Annotated in this window: 23 protein-coding genes; 12 read left to right on the forward strand and 11 right to left on the reverse strand. The window is 64.1% G+C overall.

Annotated elements, in window-relative coordinates; genetic code table 11:
* Window positions 1-73: 73 nt before the first annotated feature.
* The 3 genes from MTR72_RS00555 to MTR72_RS00565 all read right to left on the reverse strand — a co-directional run bounded on the left by MTR72_RS00555 (window position 74) and on the right by MTR72_RS00565 (window position 3,749).
* Window positions 74-418, reverse strand: coding sequence for an NIPSNAP family protein (locus MTR72_RS00555; RefSeq protein ID WP_341509948.1), 345 nt, complete (start codon window positions 416-418; stop codon window positions 74-76).
* Window positions 419-594: 176 nt separating this feature from the next.
* A complete protein-coding gene (locus MTR72_RS00560) occupies window positions 595-2,034 on the reverse strand; it encodes an IS1182 family transposase (RefSeq protein ID WP_341509949.1) in 1,440 nt (479 codons plus the stop codon).
* Window positions 2,035-2,177: 143 nt separating this feature from the next.
* Window positions 2,178-3,749 (reverse strand): winged helix-turn-helix domain-containing tetratricopeptide repeat protein, encoded by a 1,572-nt coding sequence (locus tag MTR72_RS00565; protein WP_341510086.1) that lies wholly within the window; start codon window positions 3,747-3,749, stop codon window positions 2,178-2,180.
* Window positions 3,750-3,909: 160 nt separating this feature from the next.
* On the opposite strand from MTR72_RS00565, the gene MTR72_RS00570 reads away from it, so the two are divergent.
* Together MTR72_RS00570 and MTR72_RS00575 are read left to right on the forward strand one after the other, a co-directional pair.
* Window positions 3,910-4,899, forward strand: a complete 990-nt coding sequence (locus MTR72_RS00570) for a Bug family tripartite tricarboxylate transporter substrate binding protein (RefSeq protein ID WP_341509950.1) — start codon at window positions 3,910-3,912, stop codon at window positions 4,897-4,899.
* A complete protein-coding gene (locus tag MTR72_RS00575) occupies window positions 4,900-5,904 on the forward strand; it encodes a methyltransferase (RefSeq protein ID WP_341509951.1) in 1,005 nt (334 codons plus the stop codon).
* 190 nt (window positions 5,905-6,094) lie between these two features.
* Here MTR72_RS00575 and MTR72_RS00580 read toward each other — a convergent pair whose 3' ends face one another.
* The 4 genes from MTR72_RS00580 to MTR72_RS00595 form a co-directional block, all read right to left on the reverse strand.
* Complete coding sequence (locus tag MTR72_RS00580) at window positions 6,095-7,393, reverse strand: MFS transporter (RefSeq protein WP_341509952.1); 1,299 nt, start codon at window positions 7,391-7,393, stop codon at window positions 6,095-6,097.
* 86 nt (window positions 7,394-7,479) lie between these two features.
* Entirely contained in the window at window positions 7,480-8,457 is a 978-nt protein-coding gene (locus MTR72_RS00585) for an NAD(P)-dependent oxidoreductase (protein WP_341509953.1), read from the reverse strand.
* 12 nt (window positions 8,458-8,469) lie between these two features.
* Window positions 8,470-10,323 (reverse strand): TRAP transporter large permease, encoded by a 1,854-nt coding sequence (locus MTR72_RS00590; RefSeq protein ID WP_341509954.1) that lies wholly within the window; start codon window positions 10,321-10,323, stop codon window positions 8,470-8,472.
* A gap of 7 nt (window positions 10,324-10,330) precedes the next feature.
* On the reverse strand, window positions 10,331-11,362 hold the full coding sequence (locus MTR72_RS00595) for a TRAP transporter substrate-binding protein (RefSeq protein WP_341509955.1): 1,032 nt from the start codon (window positions 11,360-11,362) through the stop codon (window positions 10,331-10,333).
* A gap of 527 nt (window positions 11,363-11,889) precedes the next feature.
* On the opposite strand from MTR72_RS00595, the gene MTR72_RS00600 reads away from it, so the two are divergent.
* Window positions 11,890-13,587, forward strand: a complete 1,698-nt coding sequence (locus tag MTR72_RS00600) for a SulP family inorganic anion transporter (RefSeq protein WP_341509956.1) — start codon at window positions 11,890-11,892, stop codon at window positions 13,585-13,587.
* Here MTR72_RS00600 and MTR72_RS00605 read toward each other — a convergent pair.
* From MTR72_RS00605 to MTR72_RS00615, 3 genes are all read right to left on the reverse strand, one after another.
* On the reverse strand, window positions 13,566-13,940 hold the full coding sequence (locus tag MTR72_RS00605) for a hypothetical protein (protein WP_341509957.1): 375 nt from the start codon (window positions 13,938-13,940) through the stop codon (window positions 13,566-13,568). The two genes, MTR72_RS00600 and MTR72_RS00605, sit on opposite strands and share 22 nt — an antisense overlap.
* A 120-nt stretch (window positions 13,941-14,060) precedes the next feature.
* The gene (locus MTR72_RS00610) at window positions 14,061-15,365 is read right to left on the reverse strand and encodes a Spy/CpxP family protein refolding chaperone (protein WP_341509958.1); all 1,305 of its coding nucleotides are present in this window, start codon (window positions 15,363-15,365) and stop codon (window positions 14,061-14,063) included.
* A gap of 125 nt (window positions 15,366-15,490) precedes the next feature.
* Window positions 15,491-16,915, reverse strand: coding sequence for an FAD-binding oxidoreductase (locus MTR72_RS00615; RefSeq protein WP_341509959.1), 1,425 nt, complete (start codon window positions 16,913-16,915; stop codon window positions 15,491-15,493).
* A gap of 95 nt (window positions 16,916-17,010) precedes the next feature.
* Here MTR72_RS00615 and MTR72_RS00620 point away from each other — a divergent pair, with 95 nt between their 5' ends.
* Complete coding sequence (locus MTR72_RS00620; RefSeq protein WP_341509960.1) at window positions 17,011-17,517, forward strand: thioesterase family protein; 507 nt, start codon at window positions 17,011-17,013, stop codon at window positions 17,515-17,517.
* A 131-nt stretch (window positions 17,518-17,648) separates the two neighbouring features.
* Here MTR72_RS00620 and MTR72_RS00625 read toward each other — a convergent pair whose 3' ends face one another.
* Window positions 17,649-17,822 carry a DUF1328 domain-containing protein gene (locus MTR72_RS00625; protein ID WP_280965793.1) on the reverse strand — a complete coding sequence of 58 codons (174 nt, stop codon included), beginning with the start codon at window positions 17,820-17,822 and terminating at the stop codon, window positions 17,649-17,651.
* A 236-nt stretch (window positions 17,823-18,058) separates the two neighbouring features.
* Here MTR72_RS00625 and MTR72_RS00630 point away from each other — a divergent pair, with 236 nt between their 5' ends.
* The 8 genes from MTR72_RS00630 (at window position 18,059) to MTR72_RS00665 (ending at window position 26,309) form a co-directional block, all read left to right on the forward strand.
* The gene (locus MTR72_RS00630) at window positions 18,059-20,668 is read left to right on the forward strand and encodes an ATP-dependent helicase (RefSeq protein ID WP_341509961.1); all 2,610 of its coding nucleotides are present in this window, start codon (window positions 18,059-18,061) and stop codon (window positions 20,666-20,668) included.
* A gap of 95 nt (window positions 20,669-20,763) precedes the next feature.
* Window positions 20,764-21,180, forward strand: a complete 417-nt coding sequence (locus MTR72_RS00635; protein ID WP_280965797.1) for a hypothetical protein — start codon at window positions 20,764-20,766, stop codon at window positions 21,178-21,180.
* On the forward strand, window positions 21,180-21,854 hold the full coding sequence (locus MTR72_RS00640) for an OmpA family protein (protein ID WP_341509962.1): 675 nt from the start codon (window positions 21,180-21,182) through the stop codon (window positions 21,852-21,854). Before MTR72_RS00635 ends, MTR72_RS00640 begins: the two co-directional genes overlap by 1 nt.
* Window positions 21,855-22,023: 169 nt before the next feature.
* Window positions 22,024-22,542, forward strand: coding sequence for an Mpo1 family 2-hydroxy fatty acid dioxygenase (locus MTR72_RS00645; protein ID WP_280965799.1), 519 nt, complete (start codon window positions 22,024-22,026; stop codon window positions 22,540-22,542).
* Between the two features lie 30 nt (window positions 22,543-22,572).
* Window positions 22,573-23,604 carry an NAD-dependent epimerase/dehydratase family protein gene (locus MTR72_RS00650; protein WP_341509963.1) on the forward strand — a complete coding sequence of 344 codons (1,032 nt, stop codon included), beginning with the start codon at window positions 22,573-22,575 and terminating at the stop codon, window positions 23,602-23,604.
* Window positions 23,605-23,634: 30 nt separating this feature from the next.
* Window positions 23,635-24,261 carry a methyltransferase family protein gene (locus tag MTR72_RS00655; RefSeq protein ID WP_280965801.1) on the forward strand — a complete coding sequence of 209 codons (627 nt, stop codon included), beginning with the start codon at window positions 23,635-23,637 and terminating at the stop codon, window positions 24,259-24,261.
* Window positions 24,262-24,599: 338 nt separating this feature from the next.
* Window positions 24,600-24,809 carry a hypothetical protein gene (locus tag MTR72_RS00660; RefSeq protein WP_280965802.1) on the forward strand — a complete coding sequence of 70 codons (210 nt, stop codon included), beginning with the start codon at window positions 24,600-24,602 and terminating at the stop codon, window positions 24,807-24,809.
* A 198-nt stretch (window positions 24,810-25,007) separates the two neighbouring features.
* Window positions 25,008-26,309 (forward strand): PQQ-dependent sugar dehydrogenase, encoded by a 1,302-nt coding sequence (locus MTR72_RS00665; protein ID WP_341509964.1) that lies wholly within the window; start codon window positions 25,008-25,010, stop codon window positions 26,307-26,309.
* Window positions 26,310-26,312 lie beyond the last annotated feature (3 nt).

Consider the following 26,312-nt stretch of genomic DNA (forward strand, 5'->3'; position numbering starts at 1 on the left):
CCCAATAGAATTGTCGAGCCAGCTTTACCTCGAAAGCTGACGTTCAAGCGACGTGGGCACAGCAGCATATTCATCACAAACCCGCGTCCGGCTTCGGGCGCGCTCCGGCGCCGCTTTCAAGGAGCGGTCTAAGAAAAGACCTGTCATGTCTCAGGAAGCATTTGGTTTCTCGGTAGTATGCAATCGCCCTCTGGCAATCAGGATCGCTGGCCGCCTTGGAGCGGTAGGCTTCGTAGTCGGCAAGCGAAGGAAATGAAAACAATGCGATCGCGACGTAGTCCCCGCCTTCATGCGGTAAGAAATAGCCGTGATGCGTGCCGCCGAATTTTTCAACGAGTGGCAGCCACATCTTGGCGTAGGTCTCGAATTCTTTCGCTTTGAAGGGTTCGATCTCATAGCGGAGATAGCAGGTTATCATTCTCAGTCTCCTCATGACGGCCGATTGTACGCCTGCCGTCCCATCACACCATCAGAAGTCAGATCCGTAGATTCCTCGGGCGCGGGCCACAACCGAGCGGGCGTCCGGTCGGGGTCTTGGCCGTGTAAAAACGGTCTTAGAGGAGGTCGGATCTGAGAGCCAAAAGCGGGGTTATCTCAGGCCGCGATCGCAGCGATCAACGGCTTGATCCCGACGATGTTCATGACCCGTGTCAGATTGTAGGCCAGGACCGAAAGCGCCATCTCGGCGGCTACTTTTGGGAGCGTTTTCGTCAGGAAGTGTGTCGCCCCCATGCGGGCCTTCATGGTGCCGAATGGGTGCTCGACCGTCTCTCGACGCTGGCGCATCGCCTCTGGGTTTGCGTCGAGGCGTTGCTGCACAGCTTCGAGCAGATGCTCGTGCTCCCACCGTGTAATCCGCCGCTCTGACCCCGGCGTGCATTGGGACTTGAGTGAACAGCTTTGACAGGCCGTGGTCCAGTAGCGCCGCAGCATCTTGCCGTCTTCTTCGTTTGTATAGCGATATGGCAGCTGCTCCCCAGCCGGGCAGCGATAGGCATCCTCCTCTGGCAAATAGGCAAAATCCTGTTTGCCGAAGCGTCCGTGCGCCTTGGCACCCGATGTCAGCGGCTTGGGCAGAGTTACCGTGATGCCAGTTTCGTGGCACGCAAGGATCTCAGGGCTGTTGAAGTAGCCGCGATCAGCCACGGCTTCGAGCGTCTCGGTCTTTAGAACGGCCTTCGCCTGCTTGGCCATGTTGGCCAGTTGCGCCCGATCTGAGCCGCTGTTCGTCACCTCGTGCGCCACAATCAGATGGTGCTCGGTATCGACAGCGACCTGCACGTTGTAGCCGACAACGCCGGAGCCGCGGCCGCTCGTCGCCATCGAGCGGCTGTCGGGATCGGTCAGCGAGATTTGCTGGTCCGGCGAAGCAAGCATTTGCTGCTCGTAGACAGCAAGCTTGCCCATTTCCTCCTTCAGCTTTGTCAGCTTCTCGGTAAGCCTCGTCACCTTCGTGGCCAGCGCCTCGCTCGGCTCCTGCCGGTCGGCCGTGTCAAGTTGGCTTAGATAGCGCGCGACGCTCTCCTCCAGCTGAGCACGCCGCCGCTCGACCTTCGCCCGTGTGAAGTTCTTGTCCCGGTTGTTCACGGCCTTGAACTTGCTCCCATCGATCGCGACGCTCGCCGTCGCCAGCAGGCCCATCTCACGGCAGAGTTCGACAAAACGGGCACAGACCTTGCGCAGTGCGAGGCCGTTGTCCTTGCGGAAGTCGGCGATGGTCTTGTGATCGGGAGCGAGCCGACCCAGCAGCCACATCACCTCGACATTGCGCCCGGCTTCTCGTTCGAGCCGCCGACTCGACTGCACCCGGTTCAGATAGCCATAGATGTAAAGCTTCAGCAGAACCGAGGGATGGTACGACGGCCGACCAGTCGCCGCCGGCTCCACTCCCTCAAAGCCCATCTCGGCCAGATCGAGCGCATCGACAAATACGTCGATCACACGAACAGGATTGCTCTCGTCAATGAAATCATCGAGGCATTCGGGCAACAGCGTCCATTGCCCACGATCCGCCCCCGCAACGAAGCGCATCATCAATTCCCCCACAGAATCACGGGAGAATCATAACAGCAGCACAGCGTTTTCACACAGCCAGGGTCACAACCGGCCGACGGAAAATCGCTGATGCGAAGTAGTGCCCTCAACTACCAGACTAGCTGCAGGCGACGGGTCGATTTTCATTCCGGCAGTCCGGCTTGGCGCAATCCTTCCTCGTATCGGGAAACGTTCTCGGACTTTTGATAAGGCCCCAACCCGTCTTTCAAATTGGAAAGAACCAGCGTGGGATTTAGCTCTCGCAGCCTGGCCAATAATTGCCGGGCCTGCCCCATGTGTCCAGCCATCGCGTTGCTTGCGGCAGCGATGCGCAGCGCAGGTTGGAAGTTTGGATTGTCCTGCAATGCCATTGCAGCCCAGCCTGCCGCTTCTTCGTAACGGCCGGCAAAGAAATGTGCATGCGCGACGCCGCTTCGCATCCCGCCGATCCGTGGATCTAGGGGATCCAGGCGCATAGCACGCGCGAAGCGTTCGATCGCAGCTTCGGGCTCTCCGAGCCAACTTTTCACCCATCCGCCGAAACGCCACGCCTCCGCCAGATTGGAATTCAGCACAAGCGCCCGTTCCATCAAGTCGGCGGCTGCGCCGAGATCGTGAACGACAAACGCTAACGCCCATCCGCTCGCGGCCAGCGCGATCGCATCGTCTCTGCCCAGTTCGATCGCTTTCCGAGTGAGCCGCACGACCTCGGCTATCTCGTTCGGAGTGACTACAATCCAACCATCAGCCTTAAGGCGGGCGAAGCAGGAGGCGGCACGCCCGTAGGCACATGCGAAGTCTGGATCAAGCTCGATTGCACGATAGAATAGGCCTAGCGCCTCTTCGTTCGCTTGCTGGCTGGCAAACTGGTACAGCTTGGCCATCCCGCGCAAATAGAAGGCGTAAGCATCCAAACTCTCTGTCCGTTTACGCTTGGTGTGCTCGATCTCCGCCTTTTCCACGGCCGGTGCAATGGCGGCAACAACGCTCTCGGTCACTCGATCCTGCAGATCGAAGATGTCGTCAAATCCGCCATCGATTCGATTTGCCCAGAGATGTCCCCCGGTTCCGGTATCGAGAAGCTGCGCCGTGATCCGTATGTGGTTTGCTGCTTTGCGGACGCTTCCTTCCAGAACATAGCGTACCCCAAGCTCGCGCCCGACCTGCTTCACATCGACCGCACGCCCCTTGTAAGTGAAGCTGGAGTTCCGAGCAATGACGACCAATGCCTTGAAGTGAGATAGCGCCGTTATGATGTCATCGACCATTCCGTCAGCAAGATATTCCTGCTCCGGATCGGCGCTCAGGTTGACGAAGGGGAGAACGGCGATTGAAGCCTTATCGGGCCTGAGAGCCGGCCGAGGCGGTTCTATCGGGCGACCGGCGATGATTGGATCTGCGCCCTCTGCCTCCTGCACGCGTCCGATGAAGCGGTAGCCCTTCCGCGGCAGTGTCTTGATGAGGCGCTGCTCATCGCCGGAATCGCCGATCGCGTTCCGAGCAGCATTCAACCGGGTCGTCAGCGCGGCATCAGATACGATACGGCCGTTCCAGACAGCCTTGATAATCTCTTCCTTGCTGAGGACGCGTTCCCTGTTGCAAATCAAAAAGTCGAGCAGATCGAATACTCGCGGCGGGACGGAAACTAAGTCCGTCCCGCGGTGCAGTTCGCGTCGTTCAGCGTCAAACACGAACTCATCAAAGAAATAGCGCAAGCTGCCATGATCCGGGTTACGTGCGAGGGTGCTGGTGCCGAAAGATAATCCAACGGTGAACAAATAGTAAGCCGGAGGTTAAGCGCGCACGGACGTGGCCTGGTACGGTCTTCGCGTGAGAATTCAAATCGTTGAGCACAGGTCGCTGAAGGGGGATGCCATGAGCATTTTCAGTCGCTCGGCCGCTGTCATCAGTATCCTTCTGGGCGCCATCTTTTCGTGGAGTTCTGCTGTCATTGCCGCCGACTGGCCGCATCGAACTGTTCGTTTAATTCTGCCCGTGCCGGCGGGAGCCGCGGCGGATTTCACCGCCCGGCTCTTTGCCGAACGACTCTCCCAACGCTGGGGACAGCCCGTCATCGTGGAAAACCGGCCAGGAGCCGACGGGATTGTCGGTGTCTCTGCCTTTCTCGGCACCGATGACGACCATACCCTGCTGTATGCAATCTCGGCGGTTTTTACCGTCCATCCAATTACGCAACAAAAGTTGCCCTATGATCCGGTTCGCGACCTCGTCCCGATCTCCCCGACTTCGGATGTTGTCCTTGCAATCGCGGCCTCCGAAAAGAGTTCAATCCGCTCGCTCGATGACCTGGTTCGAACGGCTCGCGCTCAACCGGGCAGGCTGAACTGGGCCGCTTCGCCTGGTCTTCCGCCCTTCATTGCAGGCAGGTTCTTCAAGCGTTCGAAACTGGATCTCGCTTTTGTCTCCTATCGCGACATTGGTCCTGCTCTCCAGGATCTTGGCGAGGGCCGCATAGATGTATTCGTTCACGCGCTGGGTGTGATCATGCCGCAGGTGCAGTCAGGCAGAGCGCGGCTCCTTGCAGTCGCCAGCGACGTTCGCGTGCCGATTGCTCCTGATGTGCCGACCGTAACCGAAGCCGGATTCCCCGAGCTTCGAATGGATGGCGTGGTGGGATTTTACGGCAAACGTGGAATGCCCGACACACTGCGCGATCGGATTGCATCTGATGTCCGCGCCGTCGCGAGCGATCCCGGCGTTGGTGAAAGACTGGCTGCCGTTGGACAGACCGCCCGTCCGGGCACCGCGGCCGAGTTCGCCGGTTTGCTGGATCAATACCGTCGACGCCTTGCCGATCTCGCGAAAACCATAGATTTCGAAGCGCCAATGACGGAGGCCCGTTAAATGACATCCTGCCCTCGACTGGATCTGCTCGACCTGATCAATGGTTTTCAGGTTACGCAGGCGATCCATGTCGCGTCAGCCCTGCGAGTCGCCGATCATCTAAGCGGCGGGGCTCGTTCTGCCGGCGAACTCGCGGCGCTGACAAAAAGCCATCCCGATTCTCTATACCGATTGTTGCGCGCGCTCGCGGCGGTGGGTGTTTTTCTGGAAGAGGAAGGCCGAAGGTTCAGGCTCACTCCCATGGGCGATTGTTTGCGTACGGATTCGGTCACGCCGCTCGGGGCGTGGGCGGAAGTCGTCGGAAGCCCCTATTTCTGGCAAACTTGGGGCCACCTGTTGCATAGCGTCCAAACCGGCGAGAACGCATTTCAAAATCTAAATGGCAAGAACGTGTGGCAATTCCGCGCCGAGCACCCCGAATACGGTGCAACGTTCGATCGAGCGATGACTCAACTTTCGCGTGGCAGCGCCGAAGCGGCGATCCGCGCTTATGATTTCTCCTCGTTTCGTCATATCATTGATGTCGGCGGCGGGCAGGGTTTGATGTTGGCCGAGATCCTGCTCGCTCACCGTGACATGCGCGGCACGCTGTTCGATCAGCCGGACGTCGTAGCGGGAGCAAAGGCTATCTTGATGGAACGTGGCGTCATCGAGCGATGCAATGTCGTCGGCGGAAGTTTCTTCGAAACCGTGCCTGAAGGCGCTGATGCTTATCTTATGCGAGTGGTAATTCACGATTGGGAAGACGACGAAGCCATCGCTATATTGAAAGTGTGCCGGCGCGCAATGCGGGAAAGTGCAAAATTGCTTCTCATCGAGCGGCTCGTCGCGCCCCCAAATGAAATGCCGGCGACCAAGTTCAGCGATCTCAATATGCTGGTCTCGCCGGGCGGACGAGAGCGAACGCGCGAGGAATTTTCAGAGCTCTTTGGCAAGTCCGGCTTCGAGTTGACGCTCGTTTTTCCGGCGGGCGTCCACAACGTGATTGAGGCTCGCCCGCGCTAAGCCTCCGGCATCGCCCATCCGCGTCGGGCGGGAAGAACCAAAAAATTCTGGTTTCGCATCCAGCTTTCGAGGACCGCAGACGTCCGCATCGAGTCCAAAAGCGGCGGTAGACGCAAGCGCGCGTCGATGACCGATTTACCGCTGAGAACTGACGTGACAACGACCTGAACGTGAGCCACAAGGCGACGTATCAAGTGCCGGTTTCCGCTTGAATCCTGTGCAGCCGGCCGGCCACGGCCCGTACCTTGCGCGGCGCAGCCTGCCAGATCGCGAGCGCCGACAATCCGCTCACGAAGATCGCGATGGCGAAGGCGAGCGTGTAGTCGCCGGCGCGATCATAGAGGAGCCCGGTCAGCCAGGGCCCCGCTGCGCCGCCTGCCAGCGCCGCCAGCATGATCGTGCCGAAGATGCTGCCCTGGTGCCTGCCCTGAAAAATCTCGAACACCACCGCGCCCATGACCGAGGTGAGGCCGTAGCCGAGTGCGCCTTGCGTGAACACCATCAGATAGATGAGCCACAATGAGGGCTGGAATTTCAGCGCCATCAACGCCGCAAAGCAGATCGCAAAACCCGCGCAGCTTATCGCCCAAACCCATTCCCTCCCGACCCGGTCGGAGAGATGGCCGAGCAGGATCTGGCCGGGAATGCCGAGCAGGCTGACGACCCCGAGCGCCCACACCGCGACGTTCGCGCTGAAGCCGATGTCGAGCAGGAATTTGGTCTGGTGCACCTGCACCGCGTACCAGATGTACAGGCCGCAGAAATAGCCGAGCGCGATCCACCAGAAGCGCGCGGTCGCAAGCGCACGCTTGAGCGTCCAGTCCGTGTCGGCCCAGGCAGGATCGACGATGTTGGAGACGGGCTTTGCCGCGCCCTCGGCCGGCGCACCATCGCCGTCGGGTTGAAGACCAATGTCCTCAGGGCGCTTGCGCAGCAACAGGTTGATCGGCGCCAGCACGATCAGGATGAGCAGGCCCATCACGGTGCAGGCGGTGCGCCAGCCGGTCTGCTCGATCAGATGCTGTACCCATGGCAGCAGCGTCACCGAGCCGATGCCGACGCCGGCAAAGGCGCTGCCGATGGCGAAGCCGCGCTTGCGAATGAACCAGTTCGGCAGGAACAGCGATTGGCCGGAATAGCCGAGGCAGACGCTGCCGGCGCCGACCATGACGCCGATGGTGACATAGAGATGCCAGGGCTCGCTCGTGAGTGGCGCGAGCAACATCCCGCCGCCCATCAGCGCAACGCCGAGCTCCATTACCGCGCGCGGACCGGCGCGGTCCATCAACCGGCCGATCAGCGGGCTGACAAAACCCGAGATCACGAAGCCGAAGGAGAAGGCGCCCGCCGTGACGCCGCGCTCCCAGCCGAATTCGGAGATGATCGGCGGAAAGAACAGCGAGAACGCGGTGCGCGCGTTGACGCCGATCGCCATGGTGACGAAGGTCACGGCGACCACGATCCAGCCGTAGAAGAACGGAAGCCGCATGTTGCGTTTGTTTCATCCCTAGACGATCCTTCCGACCATCTGGGGATGCCAGGGTCAAGCGCTATTCGCGCATGCCCGTTGGGCGATCACGGCCGCCTCGTCCAGCGGTCGGCATTGACGGCGCCGATGGGTATCTCACCTTTGATGATCGCGTCGACCTGCCGTACCGTTTCCAGCGACTGATATTCGATCGCCTGCGGCGTCAGCCCACCGACATGGGGCGTCGCGATGACGTTGGCAAGCGCGGCCAGCTCCGGCGTCGGCATCTGGTCTGGCGCGCGGCCGACATCCATCGCCGCGCCGGCGATGCTGTTCTCGCGCAGCGCTCGCGCAAGCGCGGCCTCGTCGACGAGATTGCCGCGCGAGAGATTGATGAACACGGCATGCCTCTGCATGCGCGCCAGCGCCGCCTCCCCGATCAAGTTCTCGGTCTCTTCGTTCGCGATAGCGAGGCAGACGACATAGTCCGACGCAGACAGGAGCTCGTCGAGCCCGACCTGCCGGATGGCGCTGTCGCTGACGGTCACGAAGGGATCCGACACCAGGATCTCCATCTGCAGCACCTTGGCGATCTCGGCGAGATAGCGTCCGATGCTGCCATAGCCGATGATGCCGATCCTGCTGCCGGCGAGCTGGCGGCCCATCCGCGCCTCCGGCTTGCGGCCGGCCTGATAATCCGCCGTCGTCCGCGACACGCCGCGCGATAGATCGACCATGAAGCCGAGCGCCAGCTCGGCGACCGCCTGCACAAAGCCGGGGCCGGCGCGGGTCACGAGCACGCCGGCCTCCGATGCAGCCTCGACGTTGACGTTGCGGATGTCGACGGCACAGCGGACGAAGGCGGAGAGGTGCGGCAATTGCGGGAAGATCTCGCCGCGGCCTTCGGTCATGCGGTCGGCCACGATGATGTCGGCGTCTTTCGCGGCGCGAACGAGGCCAGCAGCATCGAGCGGCTGGTCGCCCTCGTGCAGGATCACCTCGGCAATCGCTTGCAAGCCGCTCAGGCTGCGCGCGCCATAATAGTTCCGGCGCATCTCCGGCGTGTGAGCCAACAGGACTTTCACGGCAACGCTCCTTCAGTAGCCGAACGCGCGCGGCAGCGCCGTGCTGAGCCATGGCACGAATGCGATCACCAGCAGGCAGAGCATCAAGAGCCCAAGATATCCCAAGATCGGCTTCACCGTCTGTTCGATCGGCACGTTCCCGATCAGGCAGGCGCCGTAAAGGCCAAGCCCCAGCGGCGGCGCGAACAGGCCGATGCCCATGGCGATCACCAGCACGACGCCGAAATGCAGGGGATCGATGCCGAGCTGCACCGCGACCGGCAGCAGCAGCGGGCCGAAGATGATGAGCGCAGCGGCGCCTTCCAGCACCGAGCCCATCACGATCAGCACCGCGATCGCCAGCAGGATGAAGAGCCAGACGCCGCTGGTCTTGGACAAGCCAAGCATGAAATCGCCGACGGCATGCGGCACCTGCTGCAGGGTCAGCGTGAAGGCGAGCGATTGCGCGGCGGCGACGATGAACAGCACCAGGCCCGCGCGCGTCGCCGCCTGGACGAAACTGTGCGCGGCCGATTTCAGGCTGAGCTCGCGGAACACCAGACTGCCGACGACGAGGGCATAGGCCACCGCAAAAGCGGAGATCTCAGTGGCGGTGGCAAAGCCGCTCTTGAAGCCGAAGAAGATCATGAAGATCAGGCCGAACGAGGCGATCGCGCCGGTCCAGAGGCCGGACACCGGCATCTGCGGCTCGGCCTCCTCGGACGCGGCCGGCCGCTTGCCGAAGATGACGGAGACGACGATCAGCACCAGCGCCATCAGCGCCGACGGCAACAGGCCGGCGACGAACAGGCCACCGATCGACAGGTTCGCGACGAAGCCCAGGATGATCAGGTTGATGCAGGGCGGAATGGTCTCGGCCATGACCGCGGACGCCGCGAGCAGCGCCACTGCACCGCCGGGATTCTGCCTCGAGCGGCGCGCCGCCGGGATCAGCACCGATCCCACCGCGGCGACGTCGGCCATCTTCGAGCCCGAGATGCCCGAGAACAACACCATCGAGGCCACCATCACGACGTTCAGCCCGCCGCGCATGCGCCCCACAGCACGCTGCAGCAGCTCGATCAGCCGCACCGACATGCCGTTGGCTTCCATGAGATAGCCGACGAGGATGAAGAACGGGATCGCCAGCAGCACGAAATTGTCGATGCCGCGCGCCATCTGCTGAGCGAAGATGACGCCGGGCAGCGCGCCCTCCACCCAGATGAAGATCAGCGCGGCGAGCGCCAGCGCGAAGCCGATCGGCAATCCGCCGAACAGCGTCACGAAAAATCCGATCAGCATCAGCGTGCCCGCTGACGGCACGGACGACGGCGACAGAAAGTCCCAGGCGAGGTAGAGGCCCGTTGCCACAGCGATCGCAACGAGGCCCCTCCCGATATCGGGGAGCGGCCGCGCGCAGAGAAGATCGATCGCGAACACCGTCATGAACAGCGCGCCGACGCCCATCGGATAGAACGTCAGCTCCAGCGGCAGGCCGGAGCCGGTGGTCTGGCCCGCCGTCAGCGAGCCCAGCTTGACCGCGTTATAGGCAACGTAGCCGGAGATCAGCACGATCAGGAGCGCGCTCGCGGCATCGACCAGGGTGCGCAGCCGCAACGGCAGCATGTCGCGGAAGAAGGACACGCCGACATTCTCGCCGCGCGCCAGCGCGCTCGCCGCGCCGAAGAAGGCCGATCCGACCATCAACCCGCGCGCGACGTCGTCAGACCATTCGACCGGCGCATTGAAGAAGAAACGCAGCAGCACGGAGCCGCAGACCACGACGAGATCGGCCACCAGGAAGATGGCCGCGATCGCATCGCTCACGCGAAGAAGTAAGCTGATGCTCCCGTGGCGGCCGCCCGAGAGGGACGCGGCGCCTGTCATCGCTGCCTCAGGCCTGGGTCGCGCGGATCATGTCGATGACCGGCTTGGCCTCGGGCCGCGCCTTGATGAAGTTCTCGGTCTGCGGCATGACGCGCTTCCTAAACGCCTCACGATCGCATTCGGCCACCGTCACGCCCTTGTCGGTGAGCGCTGCCAGCGCTTCCTTCTCCACCGCAAGCCCGTGCGCGCGCGTATCGGCTGCGGCCTTCCTGGCGGCGTCGAGAAAACCCTCACGCAGCTTCGGATCCATGCGATTGAAGGTCATGTCACTGAAATAGATCGCGAGCGGCGAGAAGTTGTGCTGCGTCAGCGCATAGAACTTCGCCGTTTCGAAGAACTTGCTGGCGAGGATGGTCGGCGGATCGTGCTCGAGCCCGTCCAGCACGCCAGCCTGCAACGCCGTGTAGATCTCGCCGAACGCCAGCGGCGTCGCGGCCGCGCCCATCAAGCGGAGACATTCGGTGATGACGGGATTGGGCAGCGTCCTGATCTTCAGGCCGGCGAGATCCTCGGGCGTCTTGACCGGCTTCTTCGCCAGCACGCTGCGCGAGCCGAAATTATAGGCCCAGGCAATGATCCGGATGTTGCCGCCCTTGAGCAGCGCGTCTTCGATCGGCTTGGCCGCGCCGGCATCGAACGCCTTGGTCTGCTGCGGGAAGCTGTTGAAGAGGTAGCCGAGATCGAAGGTGCCGACGAGCGGCACCAGATTGGCCGAGATCGACGAGCCCGACACCATGAGGTCGATGACGCCGAGCTTCACCGAATTGATGACGTCGATTTCCTGACCGAGTTGGTTGTCGGGGAAGAACGAAACGTCGATCTGCTCGCCGAGCCCGTTCGCCTTCAGGTTCTTGACCAGATTGTCATAGTAGACGCGGCCATTGGCAAATTTGGGATCGTTCGGCAGCGAGGAAGAGCATTTCAGCTTCATCGTCGCGGCTTCGGCGCGGCCGATGATCGCGGGAGAGAGTGCGAGGCCGGCGGTCAGCGCCGTCGACGATTTGATGAACGCGCGACGGCTCACAGGCACGATTGTCATGGTAGCTGTCTCTCCCAAGTCGTTTTTTGTTCGCGCCCTCGATCGTTGTCGCGGCGTGTTGCCTGGACTGTATGGCCAAAGCGACGGCGCAGGCAAGGGTAGCGCCTGTTGTCGCGGAACGGCGCGACCTGCACATCATTGGATCGGATGTGCGATGAAACGACTATGGTTTGCCGGATTCTCGACGACGATCCGGCTGCGCCTGACGTTCGAAGCATCGCGCCCGCACATCAATCCAATTGATGCATGGATCAATGCGCAATTCACATGGATGGCGTGCGGACGATGCTTGAGCCCGGCAGGTCCCCTGCCCCATTTTGTCGCGCCGCCTTGATGCGTGACCCAGCGCACAGACCGGGACGTGGCGGCGGCGACTGACCTCCGCTACCGATCGAATGAATGTCCGCAGGCCCGTGGCGCCTCGCGGACATTCCTGTTGATGGAGCAGCGTCTCTCTGCCGCCTTGCGATCCGGAAATGCTGTAGTCTGATCGTCCGGCCCAAGCATTTTCCGGGGACTGCACGTCGATGCCGCACGACGCTCTCACCAAGACATCATGGCCGCTGTTCGGCTCGCTCGCCTCCTATTCCTTGCCGGGCGATCTGATGGCGGGGTTGACGCTCGCCGCCATCGCGATCCCCGAGCAGATGGCCACCGCGCGGCTCGGCGGCTTCGCACCGCAGATCGGCTTCTTCGCCTTCATGGCGGGCTCGCTCGGCTTCGCCCTGCTTGGCGGCAACCGCTTCCTGTCCTGCGGCGCGGACTCCACGATCACGCCGATCTTTGCCGGCGGGCTCGCGGCCCTCGCCGCCACCGGCTCGCCGGAATACCAAGGACTCGCGATCGCGCTGGCGCTGATGGTCGGCGCCATGCTGCTCGCGGGCGGCGCCTTCCGCCTCGGCGGCATCGCCAACCTGCTGTCGGTGCCGGTGATGGTCGGTTTTCTCGCCGGCATCTCCGTCCACATCATCGTCTCGCAGCTCCCGGGTGTGCTCGGCGTCGAGGCCCCGAGCGGACCGACCCTCGATCGCATCGGCGTGCTGGCCGGCGAGCTCGGCCGGACCAATCCCTACACGCTTTGCATCGGCTTCGGTGTGCTGGCCGTGGTCTTCGCCTCCGAGAAAGTGAGCACGAAGATTCCCGGCGCGTTGATCGGCCTTGCCGGCGCGACGCTGGCCGTGGTCGGGCTCGGCCTCGAGAGCAAAGGCGTCAATGTCGTCGGCACAGTGCCGGGCACGCTGCCGCGGCCGACCTTGCCCGAGCTCGCGCCGGAGCTGTGGGTACGCCTGGTGCCGCTTGCCTTTGTCATCACCGTTGTGGTGATGGTGCAGACTGCAGCCACGACGCGATCATTCCCGTCCGATCCCGACAAGCCCGCCGATGTCGATCGCGATTTTCTCGGCGCGGGCGCCGGCAGCGTGCTGGCGGGCCTGTGCAGCGCGTTTCCGGTCAATGCCAGCCCGCCACGGACAGGGATCGTCGCGGAGACCGGCGGGCAATCGCAGCTCGCCGGCCTTGCCGCGGCGGCAATCGTGCTGGCGCTGCTCGCCTTTGGCACCGGATTGTTGCGGCACGTGCCGGACGCAGCGCTCGGCGGCATCCTGTTGTTCGTCGCGCTACGGATCATCCGCGCGAAGCAGATCGTCACGATCTATCGGCAGTCCTTCAGCGAGTTCCTGCTGATCGTTGCCACCGCCGCGCTGATCATCGTGCTGCCGATCCAGCAGGGCGCGTCTCTCGGCATCGTGCTGTCGCTGTTGCACGGCATCTGGAGCACGACCCGCGCGAGGCTCGTCGAGTTCGAGCGCGTGCCGGGCACCACGATCTGGTGGCCGGCCCATCCGCACATCACCGGCGAACGCATTGCCGGCGTCGCAGTGATCGGGCTGCAGGCGCCGCTGTCGTTCCTGAACGCGCCCGGCTTCCGCAACGACGTGACCAAGGTCCTCAGCACCTCGGCGCCGCGGCTCCTGGTGCTGGAGGCGAGCGGCATGGTCGAGATCGATTTCACCGCCGCGCAGATCCTGCTCGACGTCTTCAAGCTGTGTCACGAGCAGAACGTCACGGTCGCGCTGGCGCGGCTCGAGTCGGTGCGCGCACAGGACGCCTTCGAACGCTTCAAGCTGTTCGAGGCGTTGCCGAAGGAGCACGTGTTCCACAGCGTGGACGAGGCCGTCCGCAAGCTGGCCCATACAGGCTCGCGTCAGTCCGACAGCACAGGATAGTCGCGCTGCACGGCCTCCCGGATCCAGCCCGACTGGATCGCGCGCGACAGGATCCGTGCGGTCTTGGCATCGTTGGCCTTCATGCAGAGAGCGACGATGCGACTGACCGCGTCGTCGCGCATCAGATCGTCGGAAATCTTCATCGCGATTTCCATGGCGGCACGCGCCGCCCGTTCATAGCGCTCGCCTTCACCCTTGTCGGCGCGCGTCCCGGAGCCTCCGAGCGCCTCTGCGCTCGCGGTCGCAGCCTGGCAGATGGCGCGGATCCGCTCGGCGGCCGCGATATCGCCGATCGGCCCCTCGATCGCTTCGTCCCAGACGTCCTCCGGCTTCTTCCTTGCGAACCACTTCATCACCCCGCCACCCGTGGTCTTCCTGCCACCGCATGTTGTGCTTCTGCGCCACCCAGCATAGAGAAGCGCAGTGAGATCGGCGAGGCGGTTTTTTCCGCCACGCCTTGTTGCTCAACGCGCTCAGGACGTCCGGCGTGGCCCGATCGCCTCGAACTGCGCCTTCTGCTCGTCGTTCAACGTGGCATAGAAATCCTCGAGCGCAGCGCGCACCGATTTGACGCCATCCAGCATCACATCGAGCCGCTTGTGGACCGCGGCCATGCGCGCCGGCGGCGTCATCACGTCGCTCGGCTGGCACGCCGCCTTGAGCGCATCATTGACCCTGGCACTGGTATCCTGAAGCACTTGCAGAGCGGCACGCTGGGTCTCACTGGGATGGAGCCGCGCGTCGATCTCGGCGCCTGGCCAATCGAGCCCGACAGGCGCACCGCAATTCTGCACCAGCGACGCATCGGCGTTGCTGGAAGCGACTGCGCGGCGCTGGTCCTCGGCCAACGCATTGAAACGGGCCTTTTGCTCGTCGGTGAGCGAACCGTAGAATTTGTCGAGCGCGGGTTGCACCAGCTCGACGGCCTTCACCATCGCATCGACACGCTGCTGCATCGCCGCCAAACGACCGGGCGCCGTCGCCGCGACTTGCGTCGGGCATGACACGCGGATGATTGCTGCCGCCTGGATCGAGGCATTGCCGAGGTCGTCGAGATTCGCGCCCTGTGCATCCGTCGGCTGCACCGCCGCTGCGATCTGATCGATCGGCAGGCCGGTGATCTCGCGACGGTCGCTGCCGCAAAGCTGATCGAGCGGAATGCTCCTGGCCCGTCGCCGTCCGGAGGGACGTTGCGGCAGGTAGGTCGCAAGACCGTCATAGCCATAGGGGCCGAAGATGCCGGCATAGATGTCCGGATAGCCGTAGCCCCAGAAGCCCAGACCGTCGCCCCAGATGGTGTAGTCGTAGAGATCGTTGTAGGCGAAGGGCCAGAACAGCGGTCCGACCCAGCCATAGAAGCCGCCGGGGTGCTGCCACCATCCGTTGCCCGCACCGTGCCAGCCGACCAGCGCGGCCGCGGCCGCAATCTGGGCTCGCGCCGCCGGATTGCCGATCAGGCGGCCGTTCCGAAATGCGCCGGCGTGCAGCTTCAGCGCGCGAAGGTTGGCGGGACGCACGGCGGCACCGCGGATCTGGCCGAAATTCGGACCGCCATGCCGCGCGACGGCTCCGAACCTTCCCCCGCCGTGATGCCAGCCGCCGACATGCGCATGGCCGAAGCCATGACCGCCGAAGTGCCCGCCACCATGATGACCGCCGCCACGACCACCGCCGTGACCACCGCCGTGACCACCGCCATGTCCGCCTTTTGCCACTGCTGCGCCTGCCAGCATGCAAGCCAGTGCCACCGCAGCAATTCCAACGACTGGTCGCAACATCTTAGGCTCCCACAGATCCGCACCAGTGAGGCACCGGAACGTGTCGGGATTTGGAACCGGCCGGCCGATCGAAGGTTCCAGTGCCGGCCGCGTCGCGCGGCCGGTCGCAGCGCAACAGGGCGGTGCTAGGCCTCCGGCACGATCTTGCCGGGGTTGAAGATATTCTGCGGATCGAGCGCCTTCTTCAGCGACCGCATCGCATCCAGCGCCTCCGGACCAAGTTCGGCCTTGAGGTACTTCTGCTTGCCCTGGCCGATGCCGTGCTCGCCGGTGCAGGTGCCGTCCATCGCCTGCGCGCGCTCGACCAGGCGATGCATGAACTCCTCGCCGCGCGCCATCTCGTCGGGATCGTTGACGTCGCAGACCAGCGAGCAATGGAAATTGCCGTCACCGACATGGCCGACGATCGGCGATAGGAGGTTAAGCCGCTTGAGGTCGTCCTCGGTCTCGCTGACGCAGTCGGCAAGGCGCGAGATCGGCACGCAGACGTCGGTCGCGACCACGCCGACGCTATCGCCCGTCCGCAGCGCCTTCACTGACCAGTAGGCATCGTGCCGCGCCTGCCACAGCTTGGTGCGATCCTCGGGCTTGGTGGTCCAGGAGAAGTCGCCGCCGCCGCATTCCTTCGCGATCTCGCCGAAGGCCTTGGACTGCTCGGCGACCTCGATCTCGCTGCCATGGAATTCCATGAGCAGCAGCGGCGTCTCCGGCAGCGTCAGCTTCGAATAGGCGTTGCAGGCCTTCACCTGCGCCGCATTGAGAAGCTCGATGCGGGCCACGGGAATGCCGGTCTGGATCGCCAGGATCACCGCCTGGCAGGCGCCATGCACGGTTTCGAACGAGACCGCGCCGGCCGCGATCATCTCGGGAATGCCGCGCAGGCGGATGGTCAACTCCGAGATGATGCCGAGCGTGCCTTCGGCACCGACGAAGAGATGCGTCAGGTCATAGCCGGCCGAGGACTTCTTCGCGCGCGTGCCGGTCGTGATGATCTCGCCATCGCCGCGCACGACTTTCAGCGCCAGTACGCTTTCGCGCATGGTGCCGTAGCGCACCGCATTGGTGCCGGAAGCGCGCGTCGAGGCCATGCCGCCGAGGGAGGCATCGGCGCCGGGATCGATCGGGAAGAACAGGCCCTGATCGCGCAGATGCTCGTTGAGCGCCTTGCGGGTGACGCCGGGCTGGATCACGCAATCGAGGTCCTCGGCATGCACCGCGAGCACCTTGTTCATGTCGCGCAGGTCGACGCAGATGCCGCCCGCCGGCGCATTGACCTGGCCTTCGAGCGAGGTGCCGGTGCCGAAGGCGATGACCGGCACGCGATTTTTGGCGCAGATCCGCACCACGTCCTGGATGTCGGCGGTCTCCTGCGCCATCACGACGCCGTCCGGCGGCTGGTTGGCGATCCATGTCGTGGTGTGGCCGTGCTGCTCGCGTACGGCCTGCGAGGTGACGAGCCGGTTGCCGAAGCGTGCGGCAAGCTGCTCAAGCGCGCTCGCAAGGGCTTTCGGCTCCGGCCGCGGCGGATTATTGGTGATGGTCGTACCCACGGACATTCCTCCCGACAGAAGAAACCGTGGCAAAGGACATATGACCGGTCAAGTCAAGGGACCGGACGCATGGCAGGAAGAAATTGGAAGGAAACATGCCGGAGAGTGCCGCCGCAGCGCCGAACGCCGAACCGTTCCGCGCCTCGATCATGCAGATCGAGCCGCAATGGATCGACTATAACGGCCATCTCAACATGGCCTATTACAACGTGATGTTCGACCGGGCGATCGACCAGATGTGGCTGAAGCTCGGGATCGGGCCGACCTACATGAAGGAGCGCAACGGCTCGACCTTCACCGCCGAATGCCATGTGAGGTACTTGCGCGAGATCCATCTCGGCGATCCCGTGCAGGTTTCGGTCTGGCTCCTGGAAGCCGACGACAAGCGCCTGCACACATTCGAGGAGCTGCGGCACGCGACCGAGGGCTGGCTGTCGGCGACCTCCGAGAACATGTCGCTCCACATCGACATGGGCTCGCGAAAAGTAGCACCATTCCCGCCTGACATCCGTGAGCGCATCGAAGCCGTCGTCAGGGCCCACAGCGCCATAGAGCGCCCCGAGGGCATCGGCCGGAACGTGGCGATGCCCTCGAAGCGGTGAGCGAGCTGGCCCGCTGTATCTCCTCATCCTGAGGAGCCTGCGAAGCGGGCGTCTCGAAGGATGTGGGCCACAGGCCGGGCCTCATGGTTCGAGACGCGCTTCGCGCTCCTCACCATGAGGGGCCCGTGACGCTAGACCCTGGTGCGGCCGCGGGCCAATCCGACGACGGCCGAGACCAGGAACAGCACGACCGCGATGAAGAAGATGACCTTGGCGATCTCGATCGAGGCGCCAGCGATTCCGCCGAAGCCCAGAATACCGGCGATCAGCGCGATAATCAGAAACGTCACAACCCAGCCAAGCATGGTCCAAACCTCTGTCTGTTTGCAATCGACGCGGCTGACCACCGCGCCTTACCTGTCCAGACAATCTCGACCGCGAAATGATGGTTCCGGCCCACTCAGGGTGGAAATTCGAGGCCCCCGCAGGAACAAATCTCGCTCCTGCGTACGTGGAAAACCTCTCCCCACCGCCCCATATAGGCGGTAATCCCTGTTATGAAGGCTCCCTTCCGTCACCCCGCGGTGCCATCGTGGGGCCAATGATTCGCATGACCGAGCCGAGCAAGATCACGTCCCACAGCGTTCCCGACCACCAGCCCGCGGCCGGCGGCATTGCCGCACGCGCGCGGGCTTCGGTGGGGCCAAAGTACCTCTCAGGTCTCAATCCCGAGCAGCGCGAGGCGGTGGAGACGCTGGACGGCCCGGTGCTGGTGCTGGCCGGCGCGGGCACCGGCAAGACGCGGGTTCTGACCACGCGTATCGCCCACATCCTGAGCCAGGGCCGCGCGCGCCCTGGCGAGATCCTCTCGGTCACCTTCACCAACAAGGCCGCCCGCGAGATGAAGCACCGGCTCGGCCAGATGCTCGGCCATGCCGTCGAAGGCATGCCGTGGCTCGGCACCTTCCATTCGATCGGTGGCCGCATCCTGCGCACCCACGCCGAGCTGGCGCAGCTCAAGTCGAACTTCACCGTGCTCGACGTCGACGACCAGGTGCGGCTCTTGAAGCAGCTCCTGCAAGCCGAGAACATCGACGACAAGCGCTGGCCGGCGCGCATGCTGGCCGGCCTGATCGACGGCTGGAAGAACCGCGGCCTGATGCCGTCGCAGGTGCCGAGCGGCGAAGCCGCGATGTTCGCCAACGGCAAGGGCGGCAAGCTCTATGCGAGCTATCAGGAGCGGCTGAAGATTTTGAACGCGGCCGATTTCGGCGATCTTCTGCTGGAGAACATCCGCATCTTCCGCGAGCACCCGGATATCCTCCGCCAGTACCAGCAGCGTTTCAAATTCATCCTGGTCGACGAATATCAGGACACCAACGTCGCGCAGTATCTGTGGCTGCGGCTATTGTCGCAGGCATCTTCATCTTTCACCTCTCCCCGCTTGCGGGGAGAGGTCGATTTGCAAAGCAAATCGGGTGAGGGGGACTCTCCGCAGACTGAGCTCTTGGAGACGGCCCCTCACCCCGACGCTCTCGGCGCGAGCGAAGCTCGTCGCGACCCCGTGCAGGACGGGGAGAGGGAGAAGCCCCCCACCAAAAACATCTGCTGCGTCGGCGACGACGACCAGTCGATCTATGGCTGGCGCGGCGCCGAGGTCGACAACATCCTACGCTTCGAGCACGACTTTCCCGGCGCCAAGGTCATCCGCCTCGAACGCAACTACCGCTCGACCGGCCACATCCTCGCAGCCGCCTCGCATCTGATCGCGCACAATGAGGGCCGGCTCGGCAAGACGCTGCGCACCGAGGATCAGGACGGCGAGAAGGTCACGGTGACGGGCTCGTGGGATTCGGAAGAGGAAGCGCGCGGCATCGGCGAGGAGATCGAGCAGCTCCAGCGCATCGGCGAGAGGCTTAACGAGATCGCGATCCTCGTGCGCGCCTCCTACCAGATGCGCGAGTTCGAAGACCGCTTCGTCACGCTCGGCCTGCCCTATCGCGTGATCGGCGGCCCGCGCTTCTACGAGCGGGCCGAAATCCGTGACGCGCTGGCTTATTTGCGCGTGATCAACTCGCCCGCCGACGACCTCGCCTTCGAGCGCATCGTCAACACGCCCAAGCGCGGGCTCGGCGATGCCACCGTGCAGATGCTGCACGACCACGCCCGCAAGCGCCGCATTCCGCTGTTCGAGGCGGCGCGCGCCGTGGTCGAGACCGACGAGCTGAAGCCGAAGGCGCGTGGCTCCCTGCGCGACCTCGTCACCCAGTTCGACCGCTGGCGCGCCCAGCGCGAGGTCACCGCGCACACCGATCTCGCCCAGATCGTGCTCGACGAGAGCGGTTACACCGAGATGTGGCAGAAGGACCGCTCGGCGGACGCCGCGGGCCGGCTGGAGAACCTGAAAGAGCTGGTGCGCTCGATGGAGGAGTTCGAGAACCTGCAAGGGTTCCTCGAGCACATCGCGCTGGTGATGGACCGCGACGGCGAGGCCGAGGAGGACGCGGTATCGCTGATGACGCTGCATTCGGCCAAGGGGCTCGAATTCGACAACGTTTTCCTGCCCGGCTGGGAGGAAGGCCTGTTCCCGAGCCAGCGCACGCTGGACGAGCAGGGCCGCGCGGGCCTCGAGGAAGAGCGCCGCCTCGGCCATGTCGGCCTGACCCGCGCAAGGCGTCGTGCAAAGATCTATTTTGCGACCAACCGCCGGATCCATGGCACCTGGTCGACCACGATCCCGTCGCGCTTCCTCGACGAATTGCCGGCAGCAAACGTCGAGATCACGGAATCCAAGGGCGGTTCGGCCTGGGGCGGCACCGGCGGCTATGGCGCCTCGCGCTTCGACGACATGGAGGCGTTCGGCTCCAGCTACTCGACGCCGGGCTGGCAGCGCGCCCAGGCCAACCGCAACCGGGGCCAGGGCGGCCGAGGCGGCGGCGGGCGCGGCGGCTTCGAGGAAGAGACCTCGTCGTTTTCGTCCTCGCCCGACTTCGGCAGCTTCTCCTCCCGCCGCCGCGGACCCCTGACGATCGAGGGCGAACTGGTCGCCAAATCCACCGGCACGACCTCGGAATTCTCGCTCTCCGACCGCGTCTTCCACCAGAAATTCGGCTACGGCCACGTCACCAAGATCGACGGCAACAAGCTCACCATCGCCTTCGACAAGGCCGGCGAGAAGAAGGTCGTCGACAGCTTTGTGCAGCGGGCGTGAGCTGCCCCTGCCGTGTTGCGGCGGCGTAACGCCGCCGGCTTTCTTCGATCCACGCCCCTTGACCATCGCGAACTTCCCCGTATCAGATGCTAACCATGGTCCGGGGCTCCATCACACTCATCGTGCTGGCATTAGGGATGCCGTCGCTTGCGGCGGCGGAGACCATGAGCTTTGGCGATTCGATCGGGATGCTGGCCAAGAGCTGCGGCGCGGAAATCGTCGCCAATTGCCGCGGCGTCAATCCGGACTCGACCCGGCTGAAGGAGTGCCTGTCGCGCAACCGCGACGTGCTGTCGCCGCAGTGCCAGAGCGACTACCTCAAAGCCTTCGATGCCATCCAGAAGCGTGTCGCCGCGCGCGTCACGGTGGCAAACGCCTGCCAGCGCGAGATCGTCAAGGTCTGCGGCGGCTCGACCAAGGAGACCAGCAAGTCGATCCCCTGCCTGGTCTCGACGCCGAAGGGCATCAGCAACAATTGCCTGAAGGCCGTGGACGACGCGGGGTATCGGTGATGCGCGCAAACAGGTCGTGCAACACCGGAATTGGCATCGCGCTCGGCCTGGCCTTGCTCGCAGGTGCCGCCGGCGCGCAGACGGCGCCGACGCGCGACGATATCGTCGGCAAGCTCAACCATTTCGAAGAGGCCGCGGATGTCGATATTCCTGCGCTGAAGCAGCAGGTGATGGAGCGCGCGAAGACGCGCATCAAGAACGATCCGGGTCCCGTGAACCGGCCGCTGATCGCGCCCGACCTCGCGAAGCAGCCTGCCTTCAACGCGCAGATCCAGTTCGACGCCGACACGCCGATCATCCAGCCGGAGTCCTACCAGACCGTCGGCCGCATCGCGGACGCGCTGGTTCACGCGTCGCTGCTGCCCTACACGTTCCTGATCGTCGGCCACGTCGAATCCAATCAGAAGACACGGGAAGCGAATGCGATCCTCAGCCAACGCCGCGCCGATGCGATCCGTGACGTCTTGGTGAACACGTTCAAGATCTCGACCAAACGGCTGCAGCCGATCGGGCTCGGCGAGGAGCAGTTTCTCGACCGCGCAAGGCCGACCTCGGCGGTCAACGGGCAATTGCAGATTCTCACCTTCGCCAAGCTGCCTGAGAACGAGCCGGCACGGCCCGCGGCCGCCGCGGCGACGCCTGCGACGAAAAAGCCGGCCAAGAAACACCACTAGAGCGCGTCCCGCTGCCTCACGGAACCCCTTGAAGTCCGGACCGTTTTGAAGCCTGTCCCAAGGCGCGACAGCGCGGTCTTGCGCGACAAAAGCGCCGGTTTGTGCACTGCCCGGTCAGGTGGTATAGGCTCATTTCGTCCTTCCCCGCCCTTATGCGCATGAGACCGAGATGGCTGGCTATTTTCAACGCCAACTGGCCGATTACGTCGAATATCACCGCGATCCCTGGAACTGCGCGATGCACGTGGTCGGCATTCTCCTGCTGTTCACCGGCGCGGTGCTGCCGCTGACCCTCGTGCAGATTCCCGTGTTCGGCGTCGAGGTGAGCCTGGCGGTGATCCTGGCCCTGCCGGTGCTGGTATACTGGCTGATGCTCGATGCCGGGATCGGGCTCGGCATTCTCGCCGCCGCGGTGGTGCTGCTTTCGGTCGCAACCACGATCGGCAATCAGGTCTCAACCGTCATGATGTGGTCGATTTTTGCCGTGCTGATCGTGCTCGGCGTCGGCGCGCAGATCGTCGGCCACAAGGTTTTTGAAGAGCGAAAGCCGTCGATGGCCGATCATCCGACTCATTTCCTGCTTGGACCTATGTTCGTCATGGCAAAATTGTTTATTGCATTGGGCTTTCGTCGCGACCTTGCCGCGATTCTCGCGCCTCTTTCGACCAATTCACTTTCAACCCGATAGCTTCCAGAAGCGGAACAGCAAACCTTCTTCATGGCTCTCGTACTGGTTACCGGTGGCAGCGGTTTCATCGGACAACATCTCGTAGAGGCGCTCCGCGGCCGCGGCCAGCGGGTACGCGTGCTCGATCTCCGGCCGCCGGCAACGGCAAGCTCTGACGTCGACTACGCCCACGGCTCGGTGCTGGATGGCGCCGCGGTCGATGCCGCACTCACGGGTGTCGATCAGGTCTATCATCTGGCCGGCCTGCCCGGGATGTGGGTCGCCAACAAGCAGGACTTCCACGACGTCAATTGCCGCGGCACCGAAGTGGTGCTGGCGGCCGCGCGGAAGCGCGGCGTGTCCCGCTTCCTGCACTGCTCGACCGAATCGATCCTGTTTCCCTATTCGAACCTCAACGGCGTTGCGGCCGAAGAGGCGCTGCAGCCGGCCGATGCAATGCCCGGCGCCTATACACGGTCAAAGTCGCTCGCCGAGCATCACGCCGCCAAGGCCGCGGCCGAAGGCTTCCCGCTCGTCATCGGCACGCCGACCATGCCGATCGGCGCCGCCGACCACAATCTGACGCCGCCGACGGCGATGCTGTGGTACTTCCTCCAGAAGAAGGTGCAGCCGCACCTCAACTTCCTGGTCAACCTCGTCGACGTCCGCGACGTCGCCACGGGCCTCGTGCTGACGATGGAGCGCGGCCGCTCCGGCCAGCGCTACATCCTCGGCGGCGATTGCGTGCGCCTCGGCCAGATCCTGCGCATGATGTCCGCGATGAGCGGCCGCCGGCAGCTTCCGATCGCGGTTCCCGGCAAGCTCGCCGAGGCCTCCGCCACCATGCTCGAATACATCTCCGATCGCATCACGCACCGGCCGCCCAATGGCACCGCCGAGGGCGTGCGCATCGCGCTCGCCGCGAGCGACCTCTCGATCGGCAAGGCGCGCACCGAACTCGGCTATTCGCCGCGCCCGATCGAACCGGTCCTGCGCGAAACCATCACCCATCTGCTCGCACGCGGCGGCCGGCACGCGTCCGGCGCTATCGAACACCACGCGCTCAGCTCGCGCGCGAGCTGAGCGGCCGCCCAACCCAAAGAACCTTTCCGCATGTCCTTTGATTTCAGCAAGCTTCTCTCTGTCGCCTGGGGTGGCTGGACCACGACCTGGCCGACGCAACTGCTCGCCTTGATCTGGCTCGCCTGGCTCGCAAGCTGGGTCGGCGCCTCGTTCTGGCAGGGCCGCACACAGAAGCAGGTGATGACGCTGGAGTCCGGCCGCTATCGTATCCCGATCCTGGTCGGCGGCATCCTGTTTACGCCGTGGACGGCGGAAGTGCTGAACGAGAAGCCGCTGTGGGTGTTCAGCAATACCGGTGTCTACATCACGGCTCTCGTGGTGCTCGCGGGCATCTCCTTCACGTGGTGGGGACGTCTGCACCTCGGCAAGTTCTGGTCGAACACCATCACCCACAAGGAAGACCACCGCGTCATCGACACCGGACCGTATGGCATCGTCCGTCATCCGATCTACACCGGCTTGATCGCCGGCATGCTCGCGACCGGCATCGCGGTCGGCACGGTCACCGCGATTCTCGGCGCGATCCTGATCTCGCTCGGCATGTGGCAGAAGGGACGGATGGAAGAGGTGTTCCTGTCGAAGGAGCTCGGCGAAGACGCCTACGGCGCCTATTGCCGCCGCGTTCCGATGATCATTCCGTTCCTGTCGCCGCGCTGAGGCGGGCGAACTCTTCAGCGCTGTCGCCGCGAGCATAGCACGCGGCCGCATCCTCCAATGTCCGTCCTAGCGAAAGCCAGGACCCATAATCACCGGCGGATGTTGTGATGGATGATGGCGGCCATCTCCCGCCCAGACAACACTGACCGGGGTAATGGGTCCTGGCTTTCGTCAGGACGACGGTGGGGAAGCAGTGTGCGCAACGGCTTTGGCGTCGTCGTTGCGAGCATGGATCGCCAACATAACTCCGCATAATCACGGTGCATTTTCCTGCCCGGAACCGCCCCCGCACCACGCCGTTATCGCCCGAACGACGCAATTCGACTGAGCGTTGAACCATGTCGGATGCCTACGATTATTTCCGCGCGCACGCGATCGCCGCCGCCCGCAAGGCGCGGAGCTTGCCGCCCGGGCGGACGAAGCAAAAGCAGCGTACGGTCGCGCGCGTCTATCACCTCTTGTCCAAGGAGGCCGCGCTCGGGCCCAACGTCCAGCATCTCGACGATTTCCGCGCGGCGCGGCGCCTGGAGCGGCAGATCGGCCGGTGATCCCCAGCGGCGTCACGCCCGCCCGCTTTGATCTCTCCCATGCAAATTCGATCGGCTGCCATTCCGTCGCGACGGACGCCCGCGAGGCACCCCACAGGTTGACGTTTGGGCCGCCACCACGTTGGATGCGCGCGCAAAGCGCGCGGGCATTGGGCAATCCGGCGTTGGACAATGCCGCACGTTCGACAGGGGATTTCTATGACCTTTTCCAGCATTTTCGCGCAGTTCGTTGCGCTGGTCGGCGGCATCGCGCTGCAATGGCGACGCCTGTCCGGCGCGGCGCCGACGCCGGCCTGGGGAGAGAAGCCGGCGATCCCCGAAGCCAAGCCGCAAGGCGCGATCCCGACGTTGAAGATGCCGACCGCGCGCGGCTGGCGCGAGGGACACAAGCCGACCGTTGCGCCAGGGCTGAAAGTCAATGCGTTCGCGACAGGCCTCGACCATCCGCGCTGGATCGAGGTGCTGCCCAACGGCGACGTCCTCATTGCCGAGGCGACGCAGATCGCGGGCCCGCCGCGCACCGTGTTTCACTATGCCATGCAGGCGACGATGCGGCGCGCCGCGGCGCTCGGCGTCAGTGCCAACCGCATCACGCTGCTGCGCGACAAGGACGGCGATGGCGTCGCCGAGCAGCGCGGTGCCTTCATGGAGAATCTGAGCCAGCCGTTCGGCATGGCGCTGGTCGGCGACACCTTCTATGTCGGCAACACCGACGGCGTGATGGCCTTTCCCTATGTCGCGGGCGCCGACCGCATCACCGCACCGGGCAAGCGGCTCACCACGTTCAAGCCGAGCGGGCACTGGACACGGAGCCTGCTCGCGAGTCCCGACGGCAAGAAGCTCTATGCCGGCGTCGGCTCGCTCAGCAATATCGCCGAACTCGGCATGGAGGTCGAGGAAGGCCGCGCCGCGGTCTACGAACTCGATCTCGTCGCCGGCACGCATCGCATCTTCGCCAGCGGCCTGCGCAATCCGGTCGGCCTTGCCTGGGAGCCAACAACGTCCGTGCTCTGGACCGTCGTCAACGAGCGCGACGGCCTCGGCGACGAGACGCCGCCGGACTATCTCACCTCGGTCCACGACGGCGGCTTCTACGGTTGGCCCTATTGCTACTGGGGCAAGACGGTGGACGATCGCGTGCCGCAGGATCCGGCGCTGGTCGCCAAGGCGATCACGCCGGACTATGCGCTCGGCGGCCACACCGCGTCGCTCGGCCTGTGCTGGATGCCGGCCGGCACGCTGCCGGGCTTCCCGGACGGCATGGTGATCGGCCAGCACGGCTCGTGGAATCGCAGCACGCTGTCCGGCTACAAGGTCGTGTTCATCCCGTTCGCGAACGGCCGCCCGTCCGGCCCGGCGCGCGACATCCTCTCAGGCTTCCTGTCGCCCGACGAGAAGGAGTCGTATGGCCGCCCGGTCGGCGTGGCGATCGGGCCCGACAAGTCGCTGCTGATGGCCGACGACGTCGGCAACGTGATCTGGCGCGTCACCGGCGCGTGAGCC

Source organism: Bradyrhizobium sp. ISRA442 (genome assembly GCF_038085055.1).
GTDB lineage: Bacteria > Pseudomonadota > Alphaproteobacteria > Rhizobiales > Xanthobacteraceae > Bradyrhizobium.

Bases quoted from the DNA above. Each gene is read 5' to 3' on its own strand.
- MTR72_RS00650 (WP_341509963.1), top strand. From the start codon at position 22,573: ATGGCTCTCGTACTGGTTACCGGTGGCAGCGGTTTCATCGGACAACAT.
- MTR72_RS00555 (WP_341509948.1), bottom strand. From the start codon at position 418: ATGATAACCTGCTATCTCCGCTATGAGATCGAACCCTTCAAAGCGAAA.
- MTR72_RS00575 (WP_341509951.1), top strand. From the start codon at position 4,900: ATGACATCCTGCCCTCGACTGGATCTGCTCGACCTGATCAATGGTTTT.
- MTR72_RS00620 (WP_341509960.1), top strand. From the start codon at position 17,011: ATGCCGGAGAGTGCCGCCGCAGCGCCGAACGCCGAACCGTTCCGCGCC.
- MTR72_RS00655 (WP_280965801.1), top strand. From the start codon at position 23,635: ATGTCCTTTGATTTCAGCAAGCTTCTCTCTGTCGCCTGGGGTGGCTGG.
- MTR72_RS00560 (WP_341509949.1), bottom strand. From the start codon at position 2,034: ATGATGCGCTTCGTTGCGGGGGCGGATCGTGGGCAATGGACGCTGTTG.
- MTR72_RS00640 (WP_341509962.1), top strand. From the start codon at position 21,180: ATGCGCGCAAACAGGTCGTGCAACACCGGAATTGGCATCGCGCTCGGC.
- MTR72_RS00660 (WP_280965802.1), top strand. From the start codon at position 24,600: ATGTCGGATGCCTACGATTATTTCCGCGCGCACGCGATCGCCGCCGCC.
- MTR72_RS00645 (WP_280965799.1), top strand. From the start codon at position 22,024: ATGGCTGGCTATTTTCAACGCCAACTGGCCGATTACGTCGAATATCAC.
- MTR72_RS00635 (WP_280965797.1), top strand. From the start codon at position 20,764: ATGGTCCGGGGCTCCATCACACTCATCGTGCTGGCATTAGGGATGCCG.
- MTR72_RS00610 (WP_341509958.1), bottom strand. From the start codon at position 15,365: ATGTTGCGACCAGTCGTTGGAATTGCTGCGGTGGCACTGGCTTGCATG.
- MTR72_RS00570 (WP_341509950.1), top strand. From the start codon at position 3,910: ATGAGCATTTTCAGTCGCTCGGCCGCTGTCATCAGTATCCTTCTGGGC.
- MTR72_RS00600 (WP_341509956.1), top strand. From the start codon at position 11,890: ATGCCGCACGACGCTCTCACCAAGACATCATGGCCGCTGTTCGGCTCG.
- MTR72_RS00590 (WP_341509954.1), bottom strand. From the start codon at position 10,323: ATGACAGGCGCCGCGTCCCTCTCGGGCGGCCGCCACGGGAGCATCAGC.
- MTR72_RS00595 (WP_341509955.1), bottom strand. From the start codon at position 11,362: ATGACAATCGTGCCTGTGAGCCGTCGCGCGTTCATCAAATCGTCGACG.
- MTR72_RS00625 (WP_280965793.1), bottom strand. From the start codon at position 17,822: ATGCTTGGCTGGGTTGTGACGTTTCTGATTATCGCGCTGATCGCCGGT.
- MTR72_RS00605 (WP_341509957.1), bottom strand. From the start codon at position 13,940: ATGAAGTGGTTCGCAAGGAAGAAGCCGGAGGACGTCTGGGACGAAGCG.
- MTR72_RS00580 (WP_341509952.1), bottom strand. From the start codon at position 7,393: ATGCGGCTTCCGTTCTTCTACGGCTGGATCGTGGTCGCCGTGACCTTC.
- MTR72_RS00665 (WP_341509964.1), top strand. From the start codon at position 25,008: ATGACCTTTTCCAGCATTTTCGCGCAGTTCGTTGCGCTGGTCGGCGGC.
- MTR72_RS00630 (WP_341509961.1), top strand. From the start codon at position 18,059: ATGATTCGCATGACCGAGCCGAGCAAGATCACGTCCCACAGCGTTCCC.